Below are 19115 nucleotides of genomic sequence, written 5' to 3'. Positions count from 1 at the left end.
TTCTTGAGTTTTCGGCTCTATTTTGAGATAGGGTGATTGTATATCTTCTAAAAACTCTTATATAGTAAATGTGCTATTTAATTCGGAACTTTATTGTGTTTTTGCCAGGAGGTATTATCAAAATGTTTGAAAACACTAGGAATAACAAACATAAGGTATAAGCAAATAATAAAAAAGTATTTCCGGTACTTATAAATGTAAGCATAAAAACTGCTGCAAAAGCTCCGAAAAATAAGAATAAACATAGTAAATAGAGTGAATTTTTGAATGATTTTGGCCATATCCAAAATGTATAATAGGCATCATCATCCAAATCTAATCGTTTAAACAATGACTGCTTATTTTTGTTACTAATAATATATCTAATAGTTGTGATGATTATTAAAATTAATAAAGTGACTGATAATGCTGCTATCTGAGTAATATTGATATTTAGATAGTCGAGAAAAGGCTCAATAAGATTTGCTAGGAATAATGAGATACCTGCAATTAACAAAGTCCCTATCGGCTTATTTGAGTCTTTATTTGGTACAGTTTGCAAGAGATTAGCTGATTGTTCACTAATAAGAAACGCTCGTTTAGGCAAGAACCAGTAAATAAATGGTAGGAAGAATATTAATAGGAATGGCTTGTCTCTATCTACTATATAGTATTGATCTTCTATTCTTATAAGGCTATATCTAAAATTCTTTAAAATTGTAATTGACTCAGAGTTCATATAATTTAATTCCAACCCCAATTCATAGGATTTATGGCATTTAGGCCGGATTCAATCGCCTCGCCAGTCTTGTTAGCTGCATCACTGATTGATTCTTTTATGTTTCCACCTATTTCTCCTAATTTCTCACCAGTGTAGTTAATACCATCCTCAATCTTGTTTCCAACGTAATCCATCTTATCTTGTATACCTCCTATATTCTCATCATATAACCAGTTAAATCCGGTTGATATAGCCACACCAGCAGCTATTCCGCCTAATACGGCCCATCCCGCTGGATTAGAGACTCCGAGGAACGTTAATGCTCCAGCTGTTACAGTTGAACCGAAAGATCCAGCCGCGGCACCTACTACGAGAGATGCTCCGTTGTGTATAAAAGCCTCACCATGCGTTTTACCTTTTTGAGTTACATCTTCTCTCCAACCCCAGGCAGCACTTCCATAAGCAAAGAATTTCCCTAAAACTTTACCGCCAGATATTAGCTTGCCGCCATATTTATTCCATAATTGAGATCGATTCATTCCCTCTGTTTCCGGTATTATAAAGCTGCTAGGTCCAGGTGGTCCCTGGATTCCTCTATTGAGTGCTTGTTCCTGAATAAAGTTACCTATCCGTTTTGCTTCTAATCCTAACTGTTGAATACTGTTATGAAGTACATCTTTCGATACGTCCTGACTGATCTTATCCAAATTCTTACTCAAATATTCTAGAAATGTATCGGTCTTCTCATCATCAGATCCGTTCTTCTTAGTGGCTGTAGAAAGAATCGCATTGTATTCTTTTCTGCTTATACCACCCTGTTGAAGGCTCTTGTACGCGTGCTGAAGGATAGTAAGAGACCCTTCATCCATCCCTTTCTCTGCCTTCTCCGTTGCAGCAGCGATCGCAGCCATAGGAAGATACTCAATGTTATCCTCCGTGATCTCAATATTTCCATTCCCATAATTCTGCTGAATGATATTATTATAAGCATTCATATCCTGCAGCGATACAGTATCAAATTCACTGATTGATATAGCGCCGCTGCTTACTCCGGTGGTCATTTCAGACAGATACTTTTTCATTGTCTTCAGATCACTTTGTGTTTCCTGCAGCTTTGATGCGTGTTTGCTGTCGAGTTCGCCTAGATCAGTAATGACCTCATCTATTTGGCGTTTGCCTTTTTCGATATACGTTTCAAAGTCAGAATAACTAATTTGAGCGACAAATTTAATATCCGCCACGCCGGATAATACGGAATTAATATTCTCTGAGACACTCGCAACCTTGGATTTAGCTTTATCAAGCCCAGGTTGCAGCTCATCGTCTAAAAAGCCTTCACTTATGTATCCTTGATGATTGGATTCAAAAGATTGAACGTCATTCTTCATGTTCTCCAGTCTGTTTTTGTAATCTTCCATGGATTGAAGCAGGAAGGTGAGAAAGGGAGTGTGGATTTCGTTGTAGAAGGAACGGATTGCCTTGCCTGTTTCTCCTTTTAAGGCATCATCTAAGCTATAAAGATTTCTGACTTTGTGCTGAAGGTTTGATAGTTGTTCGGAAAGTGTGTCTAAATCTAGCTTAGACGTTTCCGTACCTTTGTGAATCTCCTTTACCGCGAACTCTTTCAACGTACGTCCTCCTCACCTGTTTATTTTAAAGCGATATTATCGCCGAGTGCTTGATCTAATTCGACTAATTCCTTTACCGCTGTCTCTGTAGCAACTATGTTATCTTGAAATAATGTGATGAACTGGACGAGAAGGTTTTCGTATTCCTGTTTGATTTCGTTGTACACATCACTCATGCGTATATCTTTATTACCTTCCATTGTTTCACCAAGCTGTTTTTGCAATGCTTGCAGGGCATCACTCATTTCCTGGATGCCTTTTTGAGCCTCGGCTTGGTTGATTTTAATTTCCCCGCTCATGAAAGGGCTCCTTTCCATAAAAAACTGCTATTTTCACCCTAACGAATCCAATTTCCATTTTGTAGAGTATTAAGTACCTTTTTCCTCAAGTAATTACCGACTATGACTAGGGAAATAGTTTTATATGCTCACTTCTTGGCTTGGAACGCTAACCTATTACCCGTTTTGTTGGGTTTATATGCCAAATAATTACATAATCTTGATTTAAATGGTTATGGATGGGGAAATGGTGGGTAACTGCTAAGGGCTTTTCCAGATATCATACATACGTCCTGACTTGAAGACTGTTGTACTTTAGCTACTGACGAGGAGGAACGACTAATGAAATTTAAATACACAGAATCATTGGTAAAAGAAGCATTTCGAGAATTAGTTTTGCATAATTCCGATGACACTTCGGGGCCAATATCGGATTTTAAGATGACACACCCTATAATGGGGCTAATTAAAAAAGCAAACGGAGAAAAATCGTTAGTAAACTGTGTGATTGATATAGAAGAGGAAGGCCTCTTAATCGTGCCGATGCATTTATTTAGAGCAGATAAAGCTATAGCGGCTTGGTATTTTAGCTTTTGGAGTGTACAGCATCTAGATATAAAAGATGGATGGCTGCAATCTACTATAACAATGAAGAGTGAGGGGAATGATGGTGAGTATGTTTTTCAAATAAGAAAACGCAGTCCAAAAAATCTCCCCAACCAAGAGAAGAATTTAAAGTATTTAATAGATTGCCTCGCAGAAAGATTTAAGGTGCCCCAAAGCTAGATGAGAGCGGTCTCATATTTAAATCCCCAACCTTTTTACCATTACAATTCGGTCGTATTTTGGAAAAACAAGGCAGAAGTCTTACAGATTTTTTGCTGGAAATCCTTTACTGTAGTAGTGATAAAGTTTTTGTGCGGTGTGATGTAAAGCAAGGAGGATGATTAAAGTGTCTTTAGCTTCTATAGATAGTCAAATCCGCAGTATGAACAGTTCGATTAATGGGTTGCGTGGACAAGTGCTCCAAAAGCAAGAAGAAGTACAGCGCCTTGAACGTGCAATCTCGGAGATATCTGGCCTGCAAGGCGATTATGAAGAGAGCAGAAAATATTGGCGGGATATCGATTTGACAGCGAAGACGTGGAAAGGAGAGCTTGCTGATAAGTTTGATGCCTTCCGTAACGGAGAGCTGTCGGCTAGCTTTACGGATGTGTCTCAAGATGAGGTGCAGCGAGTTGTGGAGGCGTTAGAGCAGGCGAAGGGCATGCTTGTTGCTGAGATTGATTCATGTCAGATGCAAATGGCATCAAAACAAAGTTCATTAGATCGGCTGCGTGCAGATAGGAAGAAGGAGCTGCAGTCATGAGTGAAATCATCTTAAAAGCAGATCATGTTCAACAGAAGCTGACGGATCTCCAAAACACCCTGACTGATTTCCAATCTGGAAAACTAGATAGAGGCAGTGGCCGGGAGATGCTTGATGTTCAAGCGAAGATTAATGATATTAATGTATCGCTGAATAGCCTTATACAAGATTATCAACAGATGGCTCTGCAGCATGTGGAGGCCAGCCAAGATGCTGTGGATTCGCTTGAGAAATTTGAGCAGGCAATGGCTGAAGTGATTGATGTTTTTACAATAGGATAGGAGCGATCACGGCATGGCGATTCATGTGAAGCGTAATACAGGCATGATGGGTGGGTTAGCTAAGGTTGCAGTAATTGTAAATGGCCAGTATGCTGCGAAACTCGGCAATAATGAGGATACAACTTTCAAATCGAGCGAGTCTGTAAAGCTGAAGGCTAAGCAGTGGTTCTTTGGCAGCAAGGAAATGGAAGTAGTTGATGACGCTAATTTAGAGGTAAGAATCAATACAGTTGCAGTGCTCCTCCTTCTGGCTGCGATCGTCTGCTTGATTCTTGGTGTCATTCTCTCGCCAATTATTACTGCATTGGCAGTCATCCTCTTTTTTGTCTGTATTATTTATAGTTCAAAAAATTGGTTCCAATTAATAAAAGTTAAATAGAAGAATACGAATCTGCTAGTTGATGTGTCAACGTAGATAAACAAAAGCCAGTGAAGTACAAAATCACTGGCTTTTGTTGTTTATTGGACGTTTGTATCTTTATTCCTGCATTACATCAGTCTTTGTGTTACCAATGGCATGTTTCTGCATTTTTCTTGTTAGTAGCTTTGGCGCATTTTGAGAGAGGATCGTTGATACAGGTGCAATTCATAATAGAATGAATGAAGATAAGTGGATATAAATGGTTTTTCATTGGCTTACTGAAAACAGAGAAGCGAATCCGGTGGCGGAAAGGACTGAAACAATGGCATTTTTATGGTTCAAGACAGACACGGAAGCAAAAAGAGATGACTACCTGAAGCTGTATAACGAGCTGGAAGAAGCAAAAGCAGAGCATGACAAGCTGGTGAGCGAAGCGGAGTCTTATTTTTCTTCCTATAAGGGGAGCGTGCCGTGTATGGCGGAGGATGCTATTCCGAGTAATGACTTCATACCAGCGCAGGAACGGCTTGATAAAAAGCTGACGGATTACTTGGATAACGAAAAGGAATATCGCAGCAAGCTCGTCACGGCGAGTGACCGAGCATACGAACGGTATCTCCATTATAAGCGTAAAGCAATCGAAGAGGCGAAGGAGGACTAAGCTATGGCGAAGGATGTAATCATCGATCAAGCTGACTTGAATACAGCCAAATCGTCAGCGGCGAAGCTGAAGGAATCACTGGATAACACCTATGCACAAGGTGAAGCCCTGCTTTCGCTCGTACAAGGATCCAAATGGGAAGGAAAGTCACGTGATAGCTTCCTTGCTTACTTGGAGCTGCTGCTTCAGTATCATGCCGATCTCAAGGATGCAGCTTCTTTGCAAAAGAAGGCACTGGATAATATAGAGGATTATCAATCTGATTTCCAAAGCCATAATTTGGTGAAGGAAGTGAAAAGCCTATGACGCAAACAGATAGGGATACCTTTCATGTGACCGAGCTCTATTTACTCGCTGCGGCATTTGATGCAGAGGCTTTATTTGGCCTGCCTGATAAGAAAATATATCAGCTGCAGGGGGAAGAACCTTGGAGCCAGGCGCATAAGCGCTTGATCCAGAAAGGTATTTTTACAGAAGAAGGCAAGCTGACGAAATCGGGTGCGGTAATCATTAAGACGTTGTATGAATACTTCTTCAGCCAAAAATATGTGCGGATCAATAACCTTATGTTCGCCTTCCGGGAGAAGCAGGCAGAAGAAGTGATCATCCTCGTGGAGACGTATGAAAAGACATATAAACTCTATGTAATGGCCAAGCCGCTTGTACTGAAGCTCCTCAGCGAAAAAGTCCCGCTTCTGAACCGTGAACCTGCCGAAGGAGAAAAGAATTTCCTGCGGCGCGAGCTGCCAGATGAGGAAAAGGCTGCGATCAATGAGCTCGGTGTAACGAATGATATCGCCAATATTGAACTTTTCCATCCACGCGTGAAGCCTCAGATTGCCAGCAACCCGAATTACTATCAGCAATGGCTCGTGCTCTCTAAGGATGCCAAGCTGATTATGATTGATACGACCGAGAAACACTACTACCACGCAAGCCAGTACTGGTTTATGAAGGTACTGTTCGATGCGTTGGACTTCCCGTATCGACAGAAAGAGGGGGTAAGATAGATGGCGGCTAGTGGGAAAATCACGGTTGATCCAATCGAGATTACCGATATGTATAAGCAGCTCATGGCTATTATGGAAGATCTTCAGTCGAACGCAGTGCCTGCAATCGAGAATATAAAAAACACGAAATTCTATCAAGAAGGAAAAGCGATGGAGGCAATCGAAGCATATCCCGAAGCAAATGATAAGTTCATGGAGCTGCAGGATCACTATGCACGCATCTCCTCCTTGGTGATTGAAACCCTAAACACGATGATCGAGACAGACGAAGCTATTGCCCTGAAAATCATCGATGCATTGGAGGTGTAATACGTGGATGTAAAATACCGAAGCAGTCAATGGGATAAAACGAAAGATAGTCTTCGTAACTTGATCGGTCTGGGTGTCTGGGGTAAAGGCATGATCGATACGATGAAGGACATTACGGACAACTTGGACGAAGCAAGTGAGAAGGTGGCGAAGTATGATTCCGATGGTGTTGTCTCGTTTTCTTATACAAGCGATAAGGATAAGTATCAGCGATTGTTTGAGGACTTCAAAGTGCTGGAGGATTTCAGTGGAAGTGTGGGGGATATTGTAGAGGATACAATCGATCAGCCCTTCTTTGAAGATATCGATGCCTTTGTCCAGAAAGTACGAGATTCTTCCATCTCCAACTACACGACCTCGAACCATATCGGTGCGACGGAAACGATACCTATCTCTTATTACGGCTCCTATCAGGAATACGAAACGGAGAAAACAGAAATCACAATCGATGATATACTGAGCGGAGATAACTATTATGCCGATCAAATCAAAGCCTCTTTTGAAAAATGGAAAGTACAGAACCCCGATGAAGACATCAGCTACGAGGATTACCGCACCGCTGCCGTCAATACACGTGCCTTTGAATATGAATCTATTGAGGACGGGCAGTTTACAAAAGAGTTTTGGGTGAACATTGCAGCTTTAGTCGTTATCGTTGGTGTAACAGTTGTGTGCCCGCCAGCTGGTGCTGTACTAGGAGCAGCTTATGCAACAGTGGAGATGGGAAGTGCTATTTCTGGTCAGGATTGGGCTTCCGGGCGGGAGTTAGACACTTCGGAACGATGGACGAGGGGTTTACTTGCGCCGCTTGATGTTCTGCCTATAGGAAGTGCGGTGACCAGCTTTACAGGAACGGCACGTACGACAAGCAGAGTGGTGGATTTAGGGAGCTTGCTAAATAAAACTAAGCTTAGCTCCTCCCTCACCGACAACATTTCTAATCAAACATCACAGGTATTGAGATTAGTAGGGACAGCAGGTCAGCAAACTTCCACAAGATTACGGAGTGCTGCTCACACGGTTACTAATACTACAAACATTCTAAAAAACAAACTAGGAGAAGAGGCCGTAAGAATTGCACAAATGGGGGATTCGGGTATAACTAGGGTTTTAAATATGTTTCCTCAAGTTGGCGCTGTTGCGGATAATGGTTTAATGCTTGCGTCTTCTGGTAATTTTAATAAGCTTGAGGAGGGTGCAGTAAAAGTAGCGAGTCGACTTGGATCTCCTAGGATTACGGGTGCAGGTAATGCGGGAGTAAGTGATGTAAAAACAGTTGTGGAAAAAGGGCAACAGTTTACGAATGGAAGAAGAAACAGACTAAAGCCGAATATTAGGTATCAAACAGGCGAGTATGATTACTTTTATGAAACTGATACTGCGGGAAGAATTACAAAATTTGAGACGGATAAATTACAATTAACCACAAGAGAAGATAGATTGCCGCATAGTAAGAATACACTGGGTAAGGTTAAGGGTCAGGATCACGCAGGTCATTTGGCTGGTGATAGGTTCGGGGGGTCACCTAAAATTGATAATTTGGTGTCGCAATTATCTGATGTTAACCTAAGAGAATATAAAAAAATTGAAGCTGAATGGGCAACTGCTTTAAGTGAAGTACCACCAAAAGCTGTGAAAGTTGATGTTAAAATAATATACTCTGGAAATGATCCGAGACCTGATAAATTTATAGTCAATTACTTTATTGATGGTAAGCCAGGTTCAAAAATTATCAAAAACTAATTAAAGGAGTGAATATTTGAATGAAAGAATTTGAAGATAAGTTTACCGAATTACAATCCGATATGATTTCTATTTGTTTGGAGTACGTGGAAGATAGAGCGGATAAAGTATACGTTTATGCTTCACATGAAGGAGGAATTATCTCAAGTAGCTTCTTCTATTTAATTAATAATAAGTATGTAGAATGTCATAAAGTAAATGATGCCTTGGAAACCGGGGATGAAGGTTATGATGTATCTCCAGAACGAATGTTAACGGTATTACAAATAATAAATGAAGATATCGAGAAGATTGAAGTATTGTGCAAAGAATATGGAAGAGACATACCGACAGAAATGAAATTAATATATGATGTTAAGAATGGAAATTTCAAGGCTGAATACAAGTATGATTTAGTATATTCAAATGATGAAGTAAAAACGGCTGATCATATTGCTGATGAATGGTTTGAGGAGATACAAGATAATAATCTTTGATATGCTATTAGGTGTTTGCTTGATTTTATTAAGAGCAGGATTTCTATAACTTAAAACAACTTTTCAGGGAGACTAAATAATGTGAGCGAAACCTAGCTTATATTAATAACAAGCTGAACGGGACCAGTCTCTATATGCATCCTGAATAGTAACGAAAGTGCTTATTAATCAATAATAGGCGCTTTTTTATATTGTTATTAGACATTTCATAAAGTCTTTTAAAGAGATTTTAAATGGAATTATCAACAAAAAAAGAAATAAAGAAACTGTTTTACTATGAAACCTTTGGGGATTCGATGCGTACAAGATATAACAATATCTTTAGAAACTGGAGAGATGAACTTGGAATACGCAATATCGAATCAAAAAACAATCATGCAGAAGGTGCTGCAGACATTCTTGATGACGCTATTATTGGCGACGCTCGGGATCTATGCTGGTAATTTTGTGCCACCTGTGCTTATTTTGCCATTAATCGTAGTGGAATTAGGTATGCTAATTGCTGCCTTCTGGCTAAGAAGGAAGAAGGCTGTCAGCTATACGTTCATCTATATATTTGCTGTCATTTCAGGTATCACGACATACCCGGCGGTAGCTTACTATGCTTCAATTGGTGGAGCTAATATTGTCCTGTATGCTTTCACGACGACGTTTGTTATCTTCGGAGTGATGGCGCTTGTAGGGGTTAAATCGAAAAGAGATTTTTCTTTCCTTGGCGGGTTCTTGTTTGTAGCCTTGATTGCGTTGATCGTTACAGGTTTGATCGGAATTTTTGTTCCATATAGTGATGCGACACTGTTGGTTTTCTCAGGCATTGGTTCAATCGTATTTTCACTTTACATCTTGTATGATTTTAATCAAATGGCAAGGAACCATGTTACAGAAGAGATGATCCCGCTAATGGCATTGAATTTGTATTTGGACTTTATCAACTTGTTCATGAATTTATTGCGGTTCCTAGGAATTATGTCGAAGGATTAAAAAATAAAATGCCAGAAATCTCTTATAGAGACTCTGGCATTTTTTGTAGTTACTTAAGATGAGGAGGAGTTAAATTGCTGAAATCACAGATGTTATTAGAAAAAATCGTTTCCACTTTAGATAATTCTATACTTACTAAAGTGGTTAAAGAAAATCAAAATATAGACTACGAGGGAATGTTGATCCAAATCGAGAACAATACCTATCGAAGTCGTTTAGCAAAAGCCACACCTAAAAAAAGAGGCTACTTTGTGGCATTCTGGAAAAAAGATGAAAATAATAAGAATCAACCCTATAGTTTCTCGGATAGTCCCGATAAAATTATAATTTCAATAATAGATAACAATCTTAAAGGTCAATTTATATTCCCGAAATCCAAGCTATTAGAAAAAGGAATTTTGAGTAGTAATACTACTAAAGGGAAAATGGCAATACGAGTATATCCTTCTTGGGAAATAGAATTAAATAAAACAGCTGAACAAACACAAAAATGGCAACAAAATTTTTTTGTGGATTTAACAACTAACCAAAATCAAGATAGATTAGAAGAATTGTATTTCAATTAATAAATAACTCTTATGTTAACCCTCATTCTAAAGTTAATGTTTAAAGAAGATAAACTGAGAAAAGACCGGAAAGCTATAAATGCTTTCCGGTCTTTTTATTACTTCTTATTAACAGACGCGTCATAAATCGTATCAACCGCATCCTTCAATGCTGCATCAAAATCTTCCTGGGACTGACCTGAGTTTAGCTCTGCTGCTAAAGCGCGGGAGAAGCTGGCGATTACGTCTTCGTTTTCTTTCAGCTTTTCGTTTGCTTCGTCGCGGGAGTAGCCGCCGGATAAAGCGACGACGCGGACAACGCGTGGATGCTCGGTAAGTTCTTTATAAAGATTTGCTTCTGTAGGGATGGAAAGCTTGAGCATGACATTTTCTTCTTCAGACAAATCGTTCAGATGGCGGAAGATTTCATCCCGAAGGATTTCCTCGCATTTTTCTTTATCTTCACTGTGAATATTAACTTCTGGTTCAATGATTGGAACGATGCCTGCTGCGATGATGCTTTTGCCGATTTCGAATTGCTGATCGACAACGGCTTTGATCCCGCTGACGTTAGGCTCTTTGATGACCGAACGCATTTTTGCTCCGAAGATATGTCTTTCAGATGCGCGGCCGAGTGTTTCGTTCAGGTTATCAATTGGTTTCATCAGCTGAACGCCATCTTTTTCTTCTTCTAAGCCTTTATCGACTTTTAAGAAAGGTACGATTCCTTTTTCTTCCCAAAGATAGTCGCCAGTGTGTTTGCCTTCGACCTCTCGATCCATCGTCTGTTCAAATAGGATCGCTCCTAGAATCTTGTCTTTGTTGAATGCAGGGGAAGTGATGATGCGTGTACGCATGTCATGGACGAGCTTGAACATCTCGTCTTCATTTGAATAAGCATCCTCTGATACACCGTACTCTGCCAATGCTTTCGGTGTGCTGCCGCCGCTTTGATCCAATGCTGCGATAAAACCTTTACCGTTTTTAATGATATCAAATTGTTTGTCGTTCATATCTGCCACTCCTTTGATTCGTTTTTTAGCTGAAAAAATGCTCCATGTTCACTGTTCCCTTTTATCCAGTGTTTTAACATTAAATGTTTGATAAGGTTTCCAAAACGGGATTCACGGGTTGCGGGAGCTCATTTAAGAAAGTAAAAGCAGTGTTTCGCTGTCTATCGGGACTTTTTGGTATAACTTAAGTTGGATTGACGGTCGGTTGGGCATGTTATAGGGTAAGTTTGACTATTTAACAGACGGTATGGAAGGAAGGGCATTCATGAGCATTAGGACTCGGTTATTCGTCATGTTGCTCTTATTCATCATTCTGCCTTATTTTCTCTTTGTAATTTTTATTTATGAAAATAGTAAATCGAGTATCGAGGAGCGGGATTTGGCAAGAAGCCAAGAGGAGTTAAATGAGAGCAGGGCTGATTTAGAACAGTACGCAGAGGAGATGGTCCGGCTGCCTTACAGCTTGTTCAATATGCCAGAGGTCCAGCAGGTACTGGAGAATGGCATGCTGGAAGAAACGACAGAACATGTGCGGGCATTTGAGAATAGTGTGGAGACGTATGCGGCGACCCGACCGGATATCCGGCAGCTGCGGTTTTATTTTCAAGAAGATCAGCAAGCGCTGACAGTCTACCAATCAAATGTCAGTGCTCCAAAGCCAGCACCGGATTATCTGGAGGGTGCGCCATTCAGGGAGATGAACGAGTCCAAGACAGCTTACATGCTGGAAACTCCGCATGTATTGGTAAATGAAGATAAAGTGGCGATCGTGCCGGAATCAGACAATACGATCGTTTTGCCTATCCAGCACAGGATAACAGACGTTCTGAGTGGAGAATTTCTTGGGTTCCTGACGACTGATATAGAGGTAACATCTTTTTCGCGGCTGCTTGAGGCTGTCACGAGAGAAGCAGGAACCCAGGTTATACTAGTGAACGGAAATGGGGAAATCATCTATAGCAAGGATTCGAAACAGATCGGCAAAAATATGGACGAATCACAAATGGCAGCAGGGGGTGAAAATATCGTCCTTCGGGAGGAATTGGGGGAGCCTTTAGCGGACTGGCAGCTGATCAAGGTTACATCAAAAGATGAGTTGTTCCGTGATGCGAGGGAGACGGCCTGGACGAATGTCGTGTTAGGTATCGGCGTTGTCCTCTTAGGAACTGTACTGGTTCTTGTTGTTTCACGTGTGTTTACAAAACCGATTATTACGTTAAGTGAGCAGGTGCGATCCATAGAAGGCGGTCAGATGAACGTCCGGCTCAAAACAGAACGTAAAGATGAAATTGGCCATCTGGCTGCGCATATGCAGGAGATGCTGAATAGAATCGATACTCATATTGCGCGTGAATATAAGCTTGAGCTAGAGGTGCGGGAGAGTCAGCTAAGAATGCTCAAATCTCAAGTAAACCCTCATTTTCTTTTTAATGCATTGCAATCCATCGGAGCTGTTGCACTGCGCTCGGGTGACCGGGAAGTGTACAAGCTGCTCGTAACCTTATCCAAAATGATGCGATATGCATTGCAGGCCGATCAGCTCGTACCGGTGCGGGACGAGCTTGACTACATCAACTCCTATATCACATTGCAAAAAGAACGTTTCGGAGCAGATTTACCGATTACTATTCAAGTAGAGAAGAATGTGCAGGAATACAGAATACCAAGCATGCTGCTGCAGCCGCTTGTTGAAAATTATTTCAAGCATAGCTATGAGACTATGCGAGATAAAAGCAGCTTTATCCTGAAAGGGACGGTAAAAGACGGAGTGATAATATTCAACGCGGCTAGCTACGGAGCAGCAGTGAGTGCCGAAGAAATTCGTCTGCTGCAGGAGGGCGTCGCTGGCGGAACAGGGCTGCAAAATATCGCGGAGCGTCTGCATCTTCATCATGGCGATAAAGCGGCGTTTCAACTTGGTAATTTGGACGGAAAAGGATTTGGAGTCACGATTTGTATTCCGGCAGAGGAGCAGGGAGGTCAGAAAGCATGAAGGCGTTACTCGTGGATGACGAAAAAAATGGGCGCGAGGTGCTGCGCACACTTGGTGAGTGGGAGCAGAATGGCATAACTGTGCTTTTAGAGGCAGGTGATGGGAAAGAGGCCCTTGAACTGATTGCATCGGAGCAGCCGGAAATCATTTTCACTGATATCAAGATGCCGCGTATGAGCGGAATCGAACTGATGGAGCAGCTGCATGCTGCTGACTACCGAGGAAAATGCATCCTTGTAACTGGTTATGATGACTACCAGTTCATGCGGAAAGCTATTCAGTTCAACAGCTTTGATTATTTGCTGAAGCCAATTGATCCGGAGGCTTTTACAAAGGTGCTGGAGAATGTAACGCAAGCCATTATCGCTGATAAGCAGTCTTTTAAAAACGAAGCAGAGGTTCTCGGGGATGCGAGAAGACTGCTTTTGGAAAAGCAGGTATCGGCATTGTGTATGGGAGAGTTGAAGGATTTCTCCATTTTACAAAAACTTTTGCCACAGGAAGAGGAAATCGATCTTACATTGCTGTCTTTTTATCATATGCATCAGTCAGCCCAAGTAATGGAGGCTCTGACGAGTGAGCTGCATCGATATGCAATTGGTGATGTATTCCGTTTCCAGCAAGAGGATAACTTGTACGTTGTTTTGTCTGCAGCTGACCATTGGCTGCAGATAGAGAATTGGCTGCGTCATCACCTGGATTTACCAGTAAGAATTGTGCAAAAACGGCTGCGTTCTCAGGAGGAGATTGCTCCTGTTTTCCAGCAGCTTACAGTGGAGCTGGCAGAGCATCGTTATCGCACTATCAGAAGACTTGTAGAGCTGGAAAGTGAACAGCGTGGTCAAGATATCGTCGCATATGTAGAGAGCTACTACATGGAGGATGTAAGCTTGGAGCGTTTATCGAAGCTTTTCTTTCTGTCAAAAGAGCATATTTCACGGAAATTCAAGCAAGAAACCGGCATGACATTATCCCGATATGTGACGAACTGCCGAATGAAGCAGGCTAAGCAATGGCTCGAGCAAACCAACAAAACAATGTATGACATAGCCAGGCTGCTCGGCTATCAAGATGAAGTGTATTTCTCGAAGCTATTCAAAAAAGAGACTGGGTTAACCCCGACTGCATATAGAACTGAGTGTAAAGAGCAGGGGGCGAGATAATTATAATGAGGAAGAAACTGTTTTACGGTTTTCTTGCGGTCCTTTTGCTGCTGCTTTCCGCCAGTAACATGCCGCCAGAAAAAGAGGAAGAGCAAGCAGAGCAAACAGTCAGCCTTACAATTCGTAATCCGAAGGTGGAGGTTGCTTCCGAGTTTGAGGACATGGTTAGCATGTATGAAAAAACACATCCCCATGTTCGTATCCAGGTGGAAACCGTTGGTGGTATTTCAGATGATTTCTCTGATTTGAAAACACAAATGGCAATTGGTGAAGGCCCGGACATCTTCACCAATGTCGGCTATTCTGCTACAGAAGAGTGGATCCGTTACTTGGAGGATCTGAGCGAGGAATCGTGGGTATTTGATGCTCGGGATGGTACACTCGACCCCATTACTGAGGGTGGGAAGGTGTATGGTATGCCGATGAATATTGAGGGATTCGGCATCGTTTATAATAAGGCGTTATTTCGAAAAGCTGGTATCAACGAGCTTCCTGATACATATACAGAACTGGAGAAAGTGGCGTCTCAGCTCAAAAAGATTGGTGTGACGCCTTTTGCGAATGGCTATTATGAGGAATGGAAGCTAGGTCATCATTTGACAAGTTTAGCTTTCGCTGAGCAGTCTGATCCTGAAGCGTTCATGTCGGACCTGACAGAAGGTAAGGCAAGCTTTGCTGATAATAATAGCTTTCAGAACATGCTGCGTTTTCTTGATCTTACACTTGCTTATGGTAGCCCTCATGCTGCAACGACAGATTATTACGCTGAGATGGAAGTGTTCCAACAAGGAGAGGCAGCCATGATTGTGCAGGGGAATTGGGTCGAGCCGCTGTTGGCAAAACAAGCTCCGGATTTGGATGCAGGAATGTTTCCGATACCACTTGATGACGGAGGAAATGCTCAGCTGGTCACGGGTGTGCCGAGTTATTGGGTCGTCAACAAGCAATCCGGGGCAGCTGAAAAACGGGAGGCAAAGCGGTTTCTGAAATGGATGGCAGAATCAGAAGAAGGGCAAGCATATCAAACAGAGCACCTTCGCTTCGTCTCGGCATTCCGCTCTGTACAGCCGCCTGAAACCAGCCTGAGCGGAGACACGTGGAGGCGATATGATCAGCAGGAACGTCGGAACTTTAATTGGTCCTCTTACTCGCCACCAATGAAGGATGCTTTTGGCCGAATCCTGAAACAATACGTGAATGAAGAGATGTCCAAGCAGGACGCGCTGCAGGACTTGAATCATGCGTGGCAGCAAAATAGTTCATCGCACTAGTGTAGAAGTCCCTCTAACAGGAGGGACTTTTTGTGTGGATATCAATTTTAGACAAAAAGAAGATCAAGATAAACCATCCCTGTTTTTGTTTTCCTGTCCTATACTGAGCTCGTAAGGCGGGTTTGCCAAGACTTGCCTTACAGGGATTAGCAATCATACATAGGAGGAATACGGGATGAAATTTCGGAAACGGGCGTTAAAAGCAAGTGTCGTTTCACTGAGTGCAGCGTTGGTGCTGGGTAGCAGTCTGACAGTGGCTTCGGCGAACAATGAGGGTGGAAATGTGAAGCCGTACAAAGAAACGTATGGTACATCACAAATCACACGTCATGACATGAAGGAAATGATCGGGCAGCACGGGGACGAACGGTATACTGTTCCTAGCTTTGATGCTTCTTCTATCAAGAATATCGAGTCGGCTACAAAGATCGATGAAAATGGCAATGAAATTAAAATGGATGTATGGGACACATGGCCGCTCCAAAACCCGGACGGTACAGTAGCGGATTATAATGGATACCAAATTGTTTTTGGGCTAGCTGGAGATCCGAAAAATGCAGGTGACACATTCATCTATATGTTCTATAAAAAGTCAGGCGATGATTCCGTTGATGCATGGAAAAATGCCGGTCGTGTATTTGATGATAATGATAAATTCAATGGTGATAAGATTCTGGCTGGTCAGCAAGAGGAGTGGTCTGGTTCGGCTGCCTTCATCGATGGAGAAATCCGCTTATTCTATACGAACCGCGGCGGCTTTGATGAAAGCAAAGGTATTTTCGGTAAACAGACACTGACGACGGCGCAGGTGAACGTGTCTGAAAAGGATGCAAGCAGTTTGCAAGTGGACGGCGTAGAGGATTATAAGTCCATCTATGACGGCGGCGACGGTGAAACATATGAAAATGTTGATAAAGCCTTTGAAGATCGCAATTTCGCGAACAACCACACCTTGCGTGATCCGCATTATATCGAAGATAAAGGCAAGAAGTACTTAGTTTTCGAAGCGAATACAGGTACTGAGTTTGGATATTCTGGGGAAGATTCTTTATATAACCGTGCGTACTATGGCAAAGGTGGTATGAAATTCTTCAGAGATGAATTCAAACAACTCCAAAATGGCGGTAAGAAAGAGACTGCAGAGCTTGCTAACGGTGCAATTGGTATTGTGGAAATCAATGATGATTACACACTGAAAAAAGAAATGAAACCACTCGTTGTTTCCAATACGGTAACAGATGAGATCGAGCGTCCGAATATCTTCAAAAAAGATGGCAAGTTCTACTTATTCACAAGCTCGCGGGGTGCCAAAATGACAATCGATGGCATCGATGATGAAGATATCTATATGCTTGGCTATGTTTCGAATAGCTTAACTGGCCCATATAAGCCAATGAACAAATCAGGTATTGTTCTTCATCAGGACTTGGATCCAAATGATCTGACTTGGACATATGCACATTATGTGATTCCGCAAAAAGAAACGGATGACTTCGTCGTAACTAGCTACATGACGAACCGCGGTTTCTTCCAGGACCATAAATCTACATTTGCTCCTTCGTTCTTGCTTGATATCGATGGCAAACGCTCTTCTGTAGTGGAAGATGGTATCTTGGAGCAAGGTCAAATCACGTACGAAGAGGAATAATTCAAAATAAGAAAAGGAAATGTCAGCATTATGGCATTTCCTTTTCATCTATTTTAAATAAAAGTGTGGTGACAATATGTTAAATAGATTTTCGAAAAAGAGGTGGATGATGCTTGGTGTGATAATTTTGCTCGTTGTCGCAGTAATCGCAGTTTCTGTGTTAATGAATGAGAAAAAGACTGAAAAACAAAACCCCGGGAAGGCGCAAACTATCTCATATCGACCTGATTTCCATTTCAGCTCACCTGACAAATGGAAGAATGATCCGCAGCAGCCGATTTACTATCAAGGCAAATACCACTATTACTATCTCTACAATAAAGACTACCCCGATGGCAATGGCACGGAATGGCGGCATGCAACTTCAAAGGATTTGATTCATTGGGAAGATCATGGAGTCGCAATTCCGAAATATACGACAGAAAACGGTGATCCGTGGACAGGATCTGTCGTTCACGATAAGAACAATACAGCCGGTTTTGGTGAAGGTGCGCTTATTGCGATTGTTACCCAGCCGACAGGAGAGACTGGGCAACAGGAACAATACCTCTGGTATAGCACAGATGGAGGGAATACCTTTAAGCAGGAAAGTGAGGAACCGGTACTTACTAATCCTGATGCGGAGGATTTTCGTGATCCTAAAGTGATATGGAATGAAGAAAAGAATGATTGGATCATGCTTCTGGCAGAGGGAGATAAAATCGGGTTTTACGAATCTGCTGACTTGAAAACCTGGACATTCACTGGAGATTTTCAGACTGATGGGATTGGAGTACTTGAATGTCCGGATCTATTCCAGCTGCGCGCACCTGATGGGACGGTTAAATATGTACTTGGTATGAGCGCGAATGGAGAGGGCAAAGGTGAACCGAAAACCTATGCCTACTGGACTGGAAGCTTTGACGGGGCAGCTTTTACGCCGGATGAAGATAATCCCAAATGGCTTGATTACGGTTTTGACTGGTATGGCGGGATCACCTTTGAGGATGGTCCATCAGAAGATAAGCAAGCGAAGCGATATGCACTTGCTTGGATGAATAATTGGTCATATGCCGATCAAACACCTTCGATGAAATATGATGGATTCAATGGTACAGACTCCATTGTCAGGGAAATCACATTGCAGCAAGGTCGAGATGGTTATTATCTTGCTTCCCAGCCGATTGCTGCGCTGGATCAGCATTTTCAATCATCGGACACAGTTGAGAATATAAGTCTTCAAAATGAGACGCAAACCTTGGATATTTCAGCAGAGACGTATCAATTGGATGCTGACATTTCGTGGGTAGAAAGCCCAAACGTTGGGTTGCGGTTACGGGAATCAAAAGATCACTCCCGTCACCTGGATGTAGGTATCGCTGGTGCTGCAGGCTATTCTTATGTAAATAGAAGCCACATTCCTAATCCGGATCAAGAAGGTGCCTATCAAGAAAGCAAGGCACCATTTGATACCGAAAAGAAGCAAGCGCATGTCACAATCCTTGTAGATAAAACAAGTGTAGAAGTGTTTGTTGATGATGGGGAGGTTGTACACAGTAATGTCGTATTCCCTCACCCACAGGATCAAACGATTAGTTTGTATGCTGAAGATGGCAGTGCTAAGTTTGATAATATTTCTATAAAGAGAATAAGCAAATCACAATAATTTTTTGAAAAAAGGCTGGGACATAACTAAATTCCCATTA

General features: G+C 41.9%; 21 protein-coding genes. 17 read left to right on the top strand and 4 right to left on the bottom strand.

Annotated features, from left to right (window positions below; genetic code table 11):
* Positions 1-73: 73 nt before the first annotated feature.
* The 3 genes from CHH48_RS19970 to CHH48_RS16470 are packed head-to-tail and all read right to left on the bottom strand — an operon-like array spanning position 74 to position 2627.
* Complete coding sequence (locus CHH48_RS19970; protein ID WP_095220408.1) at positions 74-718, bottom strand: DUF443 family protein; 645 nt, start codon at positions 716-718, stop codon at positions 74-76.
* 5 nt (positions 719-723) lie between these two features.
* Positions 724-2328: an LXG domain-containing protein gene (locus CHH48_RS16475; RefSeq protein ID WP_095220407.1), complete on the bottom strand. Its 1605-nt coding sequence runs from the start codon at positions 2326-2328 to the stop codon at positions 724-726.
* Between the two features lie 20 nt (positions 2329-2348).
* A complete protein-coding gene (locus CHH48_RS16470; protein ID WP_095220406.1) occupies positions 2349-2627 on the bottom strand; it encodes a YwqI/YxiC family protein in 279 nt (92 codons plus the stop codon).
* Between the two features lie 321 nt (positions 2628-2948).
* On the opposite strand from CHH48_RS16470, the gene CHH48_RS16465 reads away from it, so the two are divergent.
* The 12 genes from CHH48_RS16465 (at position 2949) to CHH48_RS16410 (ending at position 10363) form a co-directional block, all read left to right on the top strand.
* Positions 2949-3392: a hypothetical protein gene (locus tag CHH48_RS16465; RefSeq protein ID WP_095220405.1), complete on the top strand. Its 444-nt coding sequence runs from the start codon at positions 2949-2951 to the stop codon at positions 3390-3392.
* 166 nt (positions 3393-3558) lie between these two features.
* Positions 3559-3975, top strand: coding sequence for a YwqH-like family protein (locus CHH48_RS16460; RefSeq protein WP_176466478.1), 417 nt, complete (start codon positions 3559-3561; stop codon positions 3973-3975).
* On the top strand, positions 3972-4256 hold the full coding sequence (locus CHH48_RS16455; RefSeq protein ID WP_095220403.1) for a YwqI/YxiC family protein: 285 nt from the start codon (positions 3972-3974) through the stop codon (positions 4254-4256). Before CHH48_RS16460 ends, CHH48_RS16455 begins: the two co-directional genes overlap by 4 nt.
* Before the next feature lie 13 nt (positions 4257-4269).
* Entirely contained in the window at positions 4270-4635 is a 366-nt protein-coding gene (locus CHH48_RS16450; RefSeq protein WP_095220402.1) for a hypothetical protein, read from the top strand.
* Positions 4636-4876: 241 nt separating this feature from the next.
* Positions 4877-5278, top strand: coding sequence for a chorismate synthase (locus CHH48_RS16445; protein WP_095220401.1), 402 nt, complete (start codon positions 4877-4879; stop codon positions 5276-5278).
* A 3-nt stretch (positions 5279-5281) separates the two neighbouring features.
* Positions 5282-5584 carry a WXG100 family type VII secretion target gene (locus CHH48_RS16440; RefSeq protein WP_095220400.1) on the top strand — a complete coding sequence of 101 codons (303 nt, stop codon included), beginning with the start codon at positions 5282-5284 and terminating at the stop codon, positions 5582-5584.
* The gene (locus tag CHH48_RS16435) at positions 5581-6288 is read left to right on the top strand and encodes a DUF5081 family protein (RefSeq protein WP_095220399.1); all 708 of its coding nucleotides are present in this window, start codon (positions 5581-5583) and stop codon (positions 6286-6288) included. Before CHH48_RS16440 ends, CHH48_RS16435 begins: the two co-directional genes overlap by 4 nt.
* Positions 6289-6597: a hypothetical protein gene (locus CHH48_RS16430; RefSeq protein WP_095220398.1), complete on the top strand. Its 309-nt coding sequence runs from the start codon at positions 6289-6291 to the stop codon at positions 6595-6597.
* 3 nt (positions 6598-6600) lie between these two features.
* On the top strand, positions 6601-8340 hold the full coding sequence (locus CHH48_RS19840; RefSeq protein ID WP_245840411.1) for a DNA/RNA non-specific endonuclease: 1740 nt from the start codon (positions 6601-6603) through the stop codon (positions 8338-8340).
* 20 nt (positions 8341-8360) lie between these two features.
* Positions 8361-8816 carry an immunity protein YezG family protein gene (locus CHH48_RS16420; protein ID WP_095220397.1) on the top strand — a complete coding sequence of 152 codons (456 nt, stop codon included), beginning with the start codon at positions 8361-8363 and terminating at the stop codon, positions 8814-8816.
* 336 nt (positions 8817-9152) lie between these two features.
* A complete protein-coding gene (locus tag CHH48_RS16415; RefSeq protein ID WP_428848891.1) occupies positions 9153-9797 on the top strand; it encodes a Bax inhibitor-1/YccA family protein in 645 nt (214 codons plus the stop codon).
* A 74-nt stretch (positions 9798-9871) separates the two neighbouring features.
* The gene (locus CHH48_RS16410) at positions 9872-10363 is read left to right on the top strand and encodes a MepB family protein (RefSeq protein ID WP_342747562.1); all 492 of its coding nucleotides are present in this window, start codon (positions 9872-9874) and stop codon (positions 10361-10363) included.
* 98 nt (positions 10364-10461) lie between these two features.
* Here the strand turns inward: CHH48_RS16410 and CHH48_RS16405 are convergent, their stop codons facing one another.
* A complete protein-coding gene (locus CHH48_RS16405) occupies positions 10462-11355 on the bottom strand; it encodes a fructose bisphosphate aldolase (RefSeq protein ID WP_095220396.1) in 894 nt (297 codons plus the stop codon).
* A gap of 265 nt (positions 11356-11620) precedes the next feature.
* Here CHH48_RS16405 and CHH48_RS16400 point away from each other — a divergent pair, with 265 nt between their 5' ends.
* The 5 genes from CHH48_RS16400 to CHH48_RS16380 all read left to right on the top strand — a co-directional run bounded on the left by CHH48_RS16400 (position 11621) and on the right by CHH48_RS16380 (position 19075).
* A complete protein-coding gene (locus tag CHH48_RS16400) occupies positions 11621-13348 on the top strand; it encodes a cache domain-containing sensor histidine kinase (RefSeq protein ID WP_176466477.1) in 1728 nt (575 codons plus the stop codon).
* Entirely contained in the window at positions 13345-14511 is a 1167-nt protein-coding gene (locus tag CHH48_RS16395; protein ID WP_095220394.1) for a response regulator, read from the top strand. Before CHH48_RS16400 ends, CHH48_RS16395 begins: the two co-directional genes overlap by 4 nt.
* Positions 14512-14516: 5 nt before the next feature.
* Positions 14517-15782: an ABC transporter substrate-binding protein gene (locus CHH48_RS16390; RefSeq protein ID WP_095220393.1), complete on the top strand. Its 1266-nt coding sequence runs from the start codon at positions 14517-14519 to the stop codon at positions 15780-15782.
* 175 nt (positions 15783-15957) lie between these two features.
* The gene (locus tag CHH48_RS16385; protein WP_095220392.1) at positions 15958-17430 is read left to right on the top strand and encodes a glycoside hydrolase family 68 protein; all 1473 of its coding nucleotides are present in this window, start codon (positions 15958-15960) and stop codon (positions 17428-17430) included.
* A 109-nt stretch (positions 17431-17539) separates the two neighbouring features.
* Complete coding sequence (locus tag CHH48_RS16380) at positions 17540-19075, top strand: glycoside hydrolase family 32 protein (RefSeq protein WP_245840410.1); 1536 nt, start codon at positions 17540-17542, stop codon at positions 19073-19075.
* Positions 19076-19115 lie beyond the last annotated feature (40 nt).

Origin of the sequence: Terribacillus saccharophilus (genome assembly GCF_002272075.1) — a bacterium.
GTDB classification, from domain to species: domain Bacteria; phylum Bacillota; class Bacilli; order Bacillales; family Amphibacillaceae; genus Terribacillus; species Terribacillus saccharophilus_A.
Note: the sequence above shows the minus strand (reverse complement) of the source record. Positions and strands in the feature narration are given on the sequence as shown.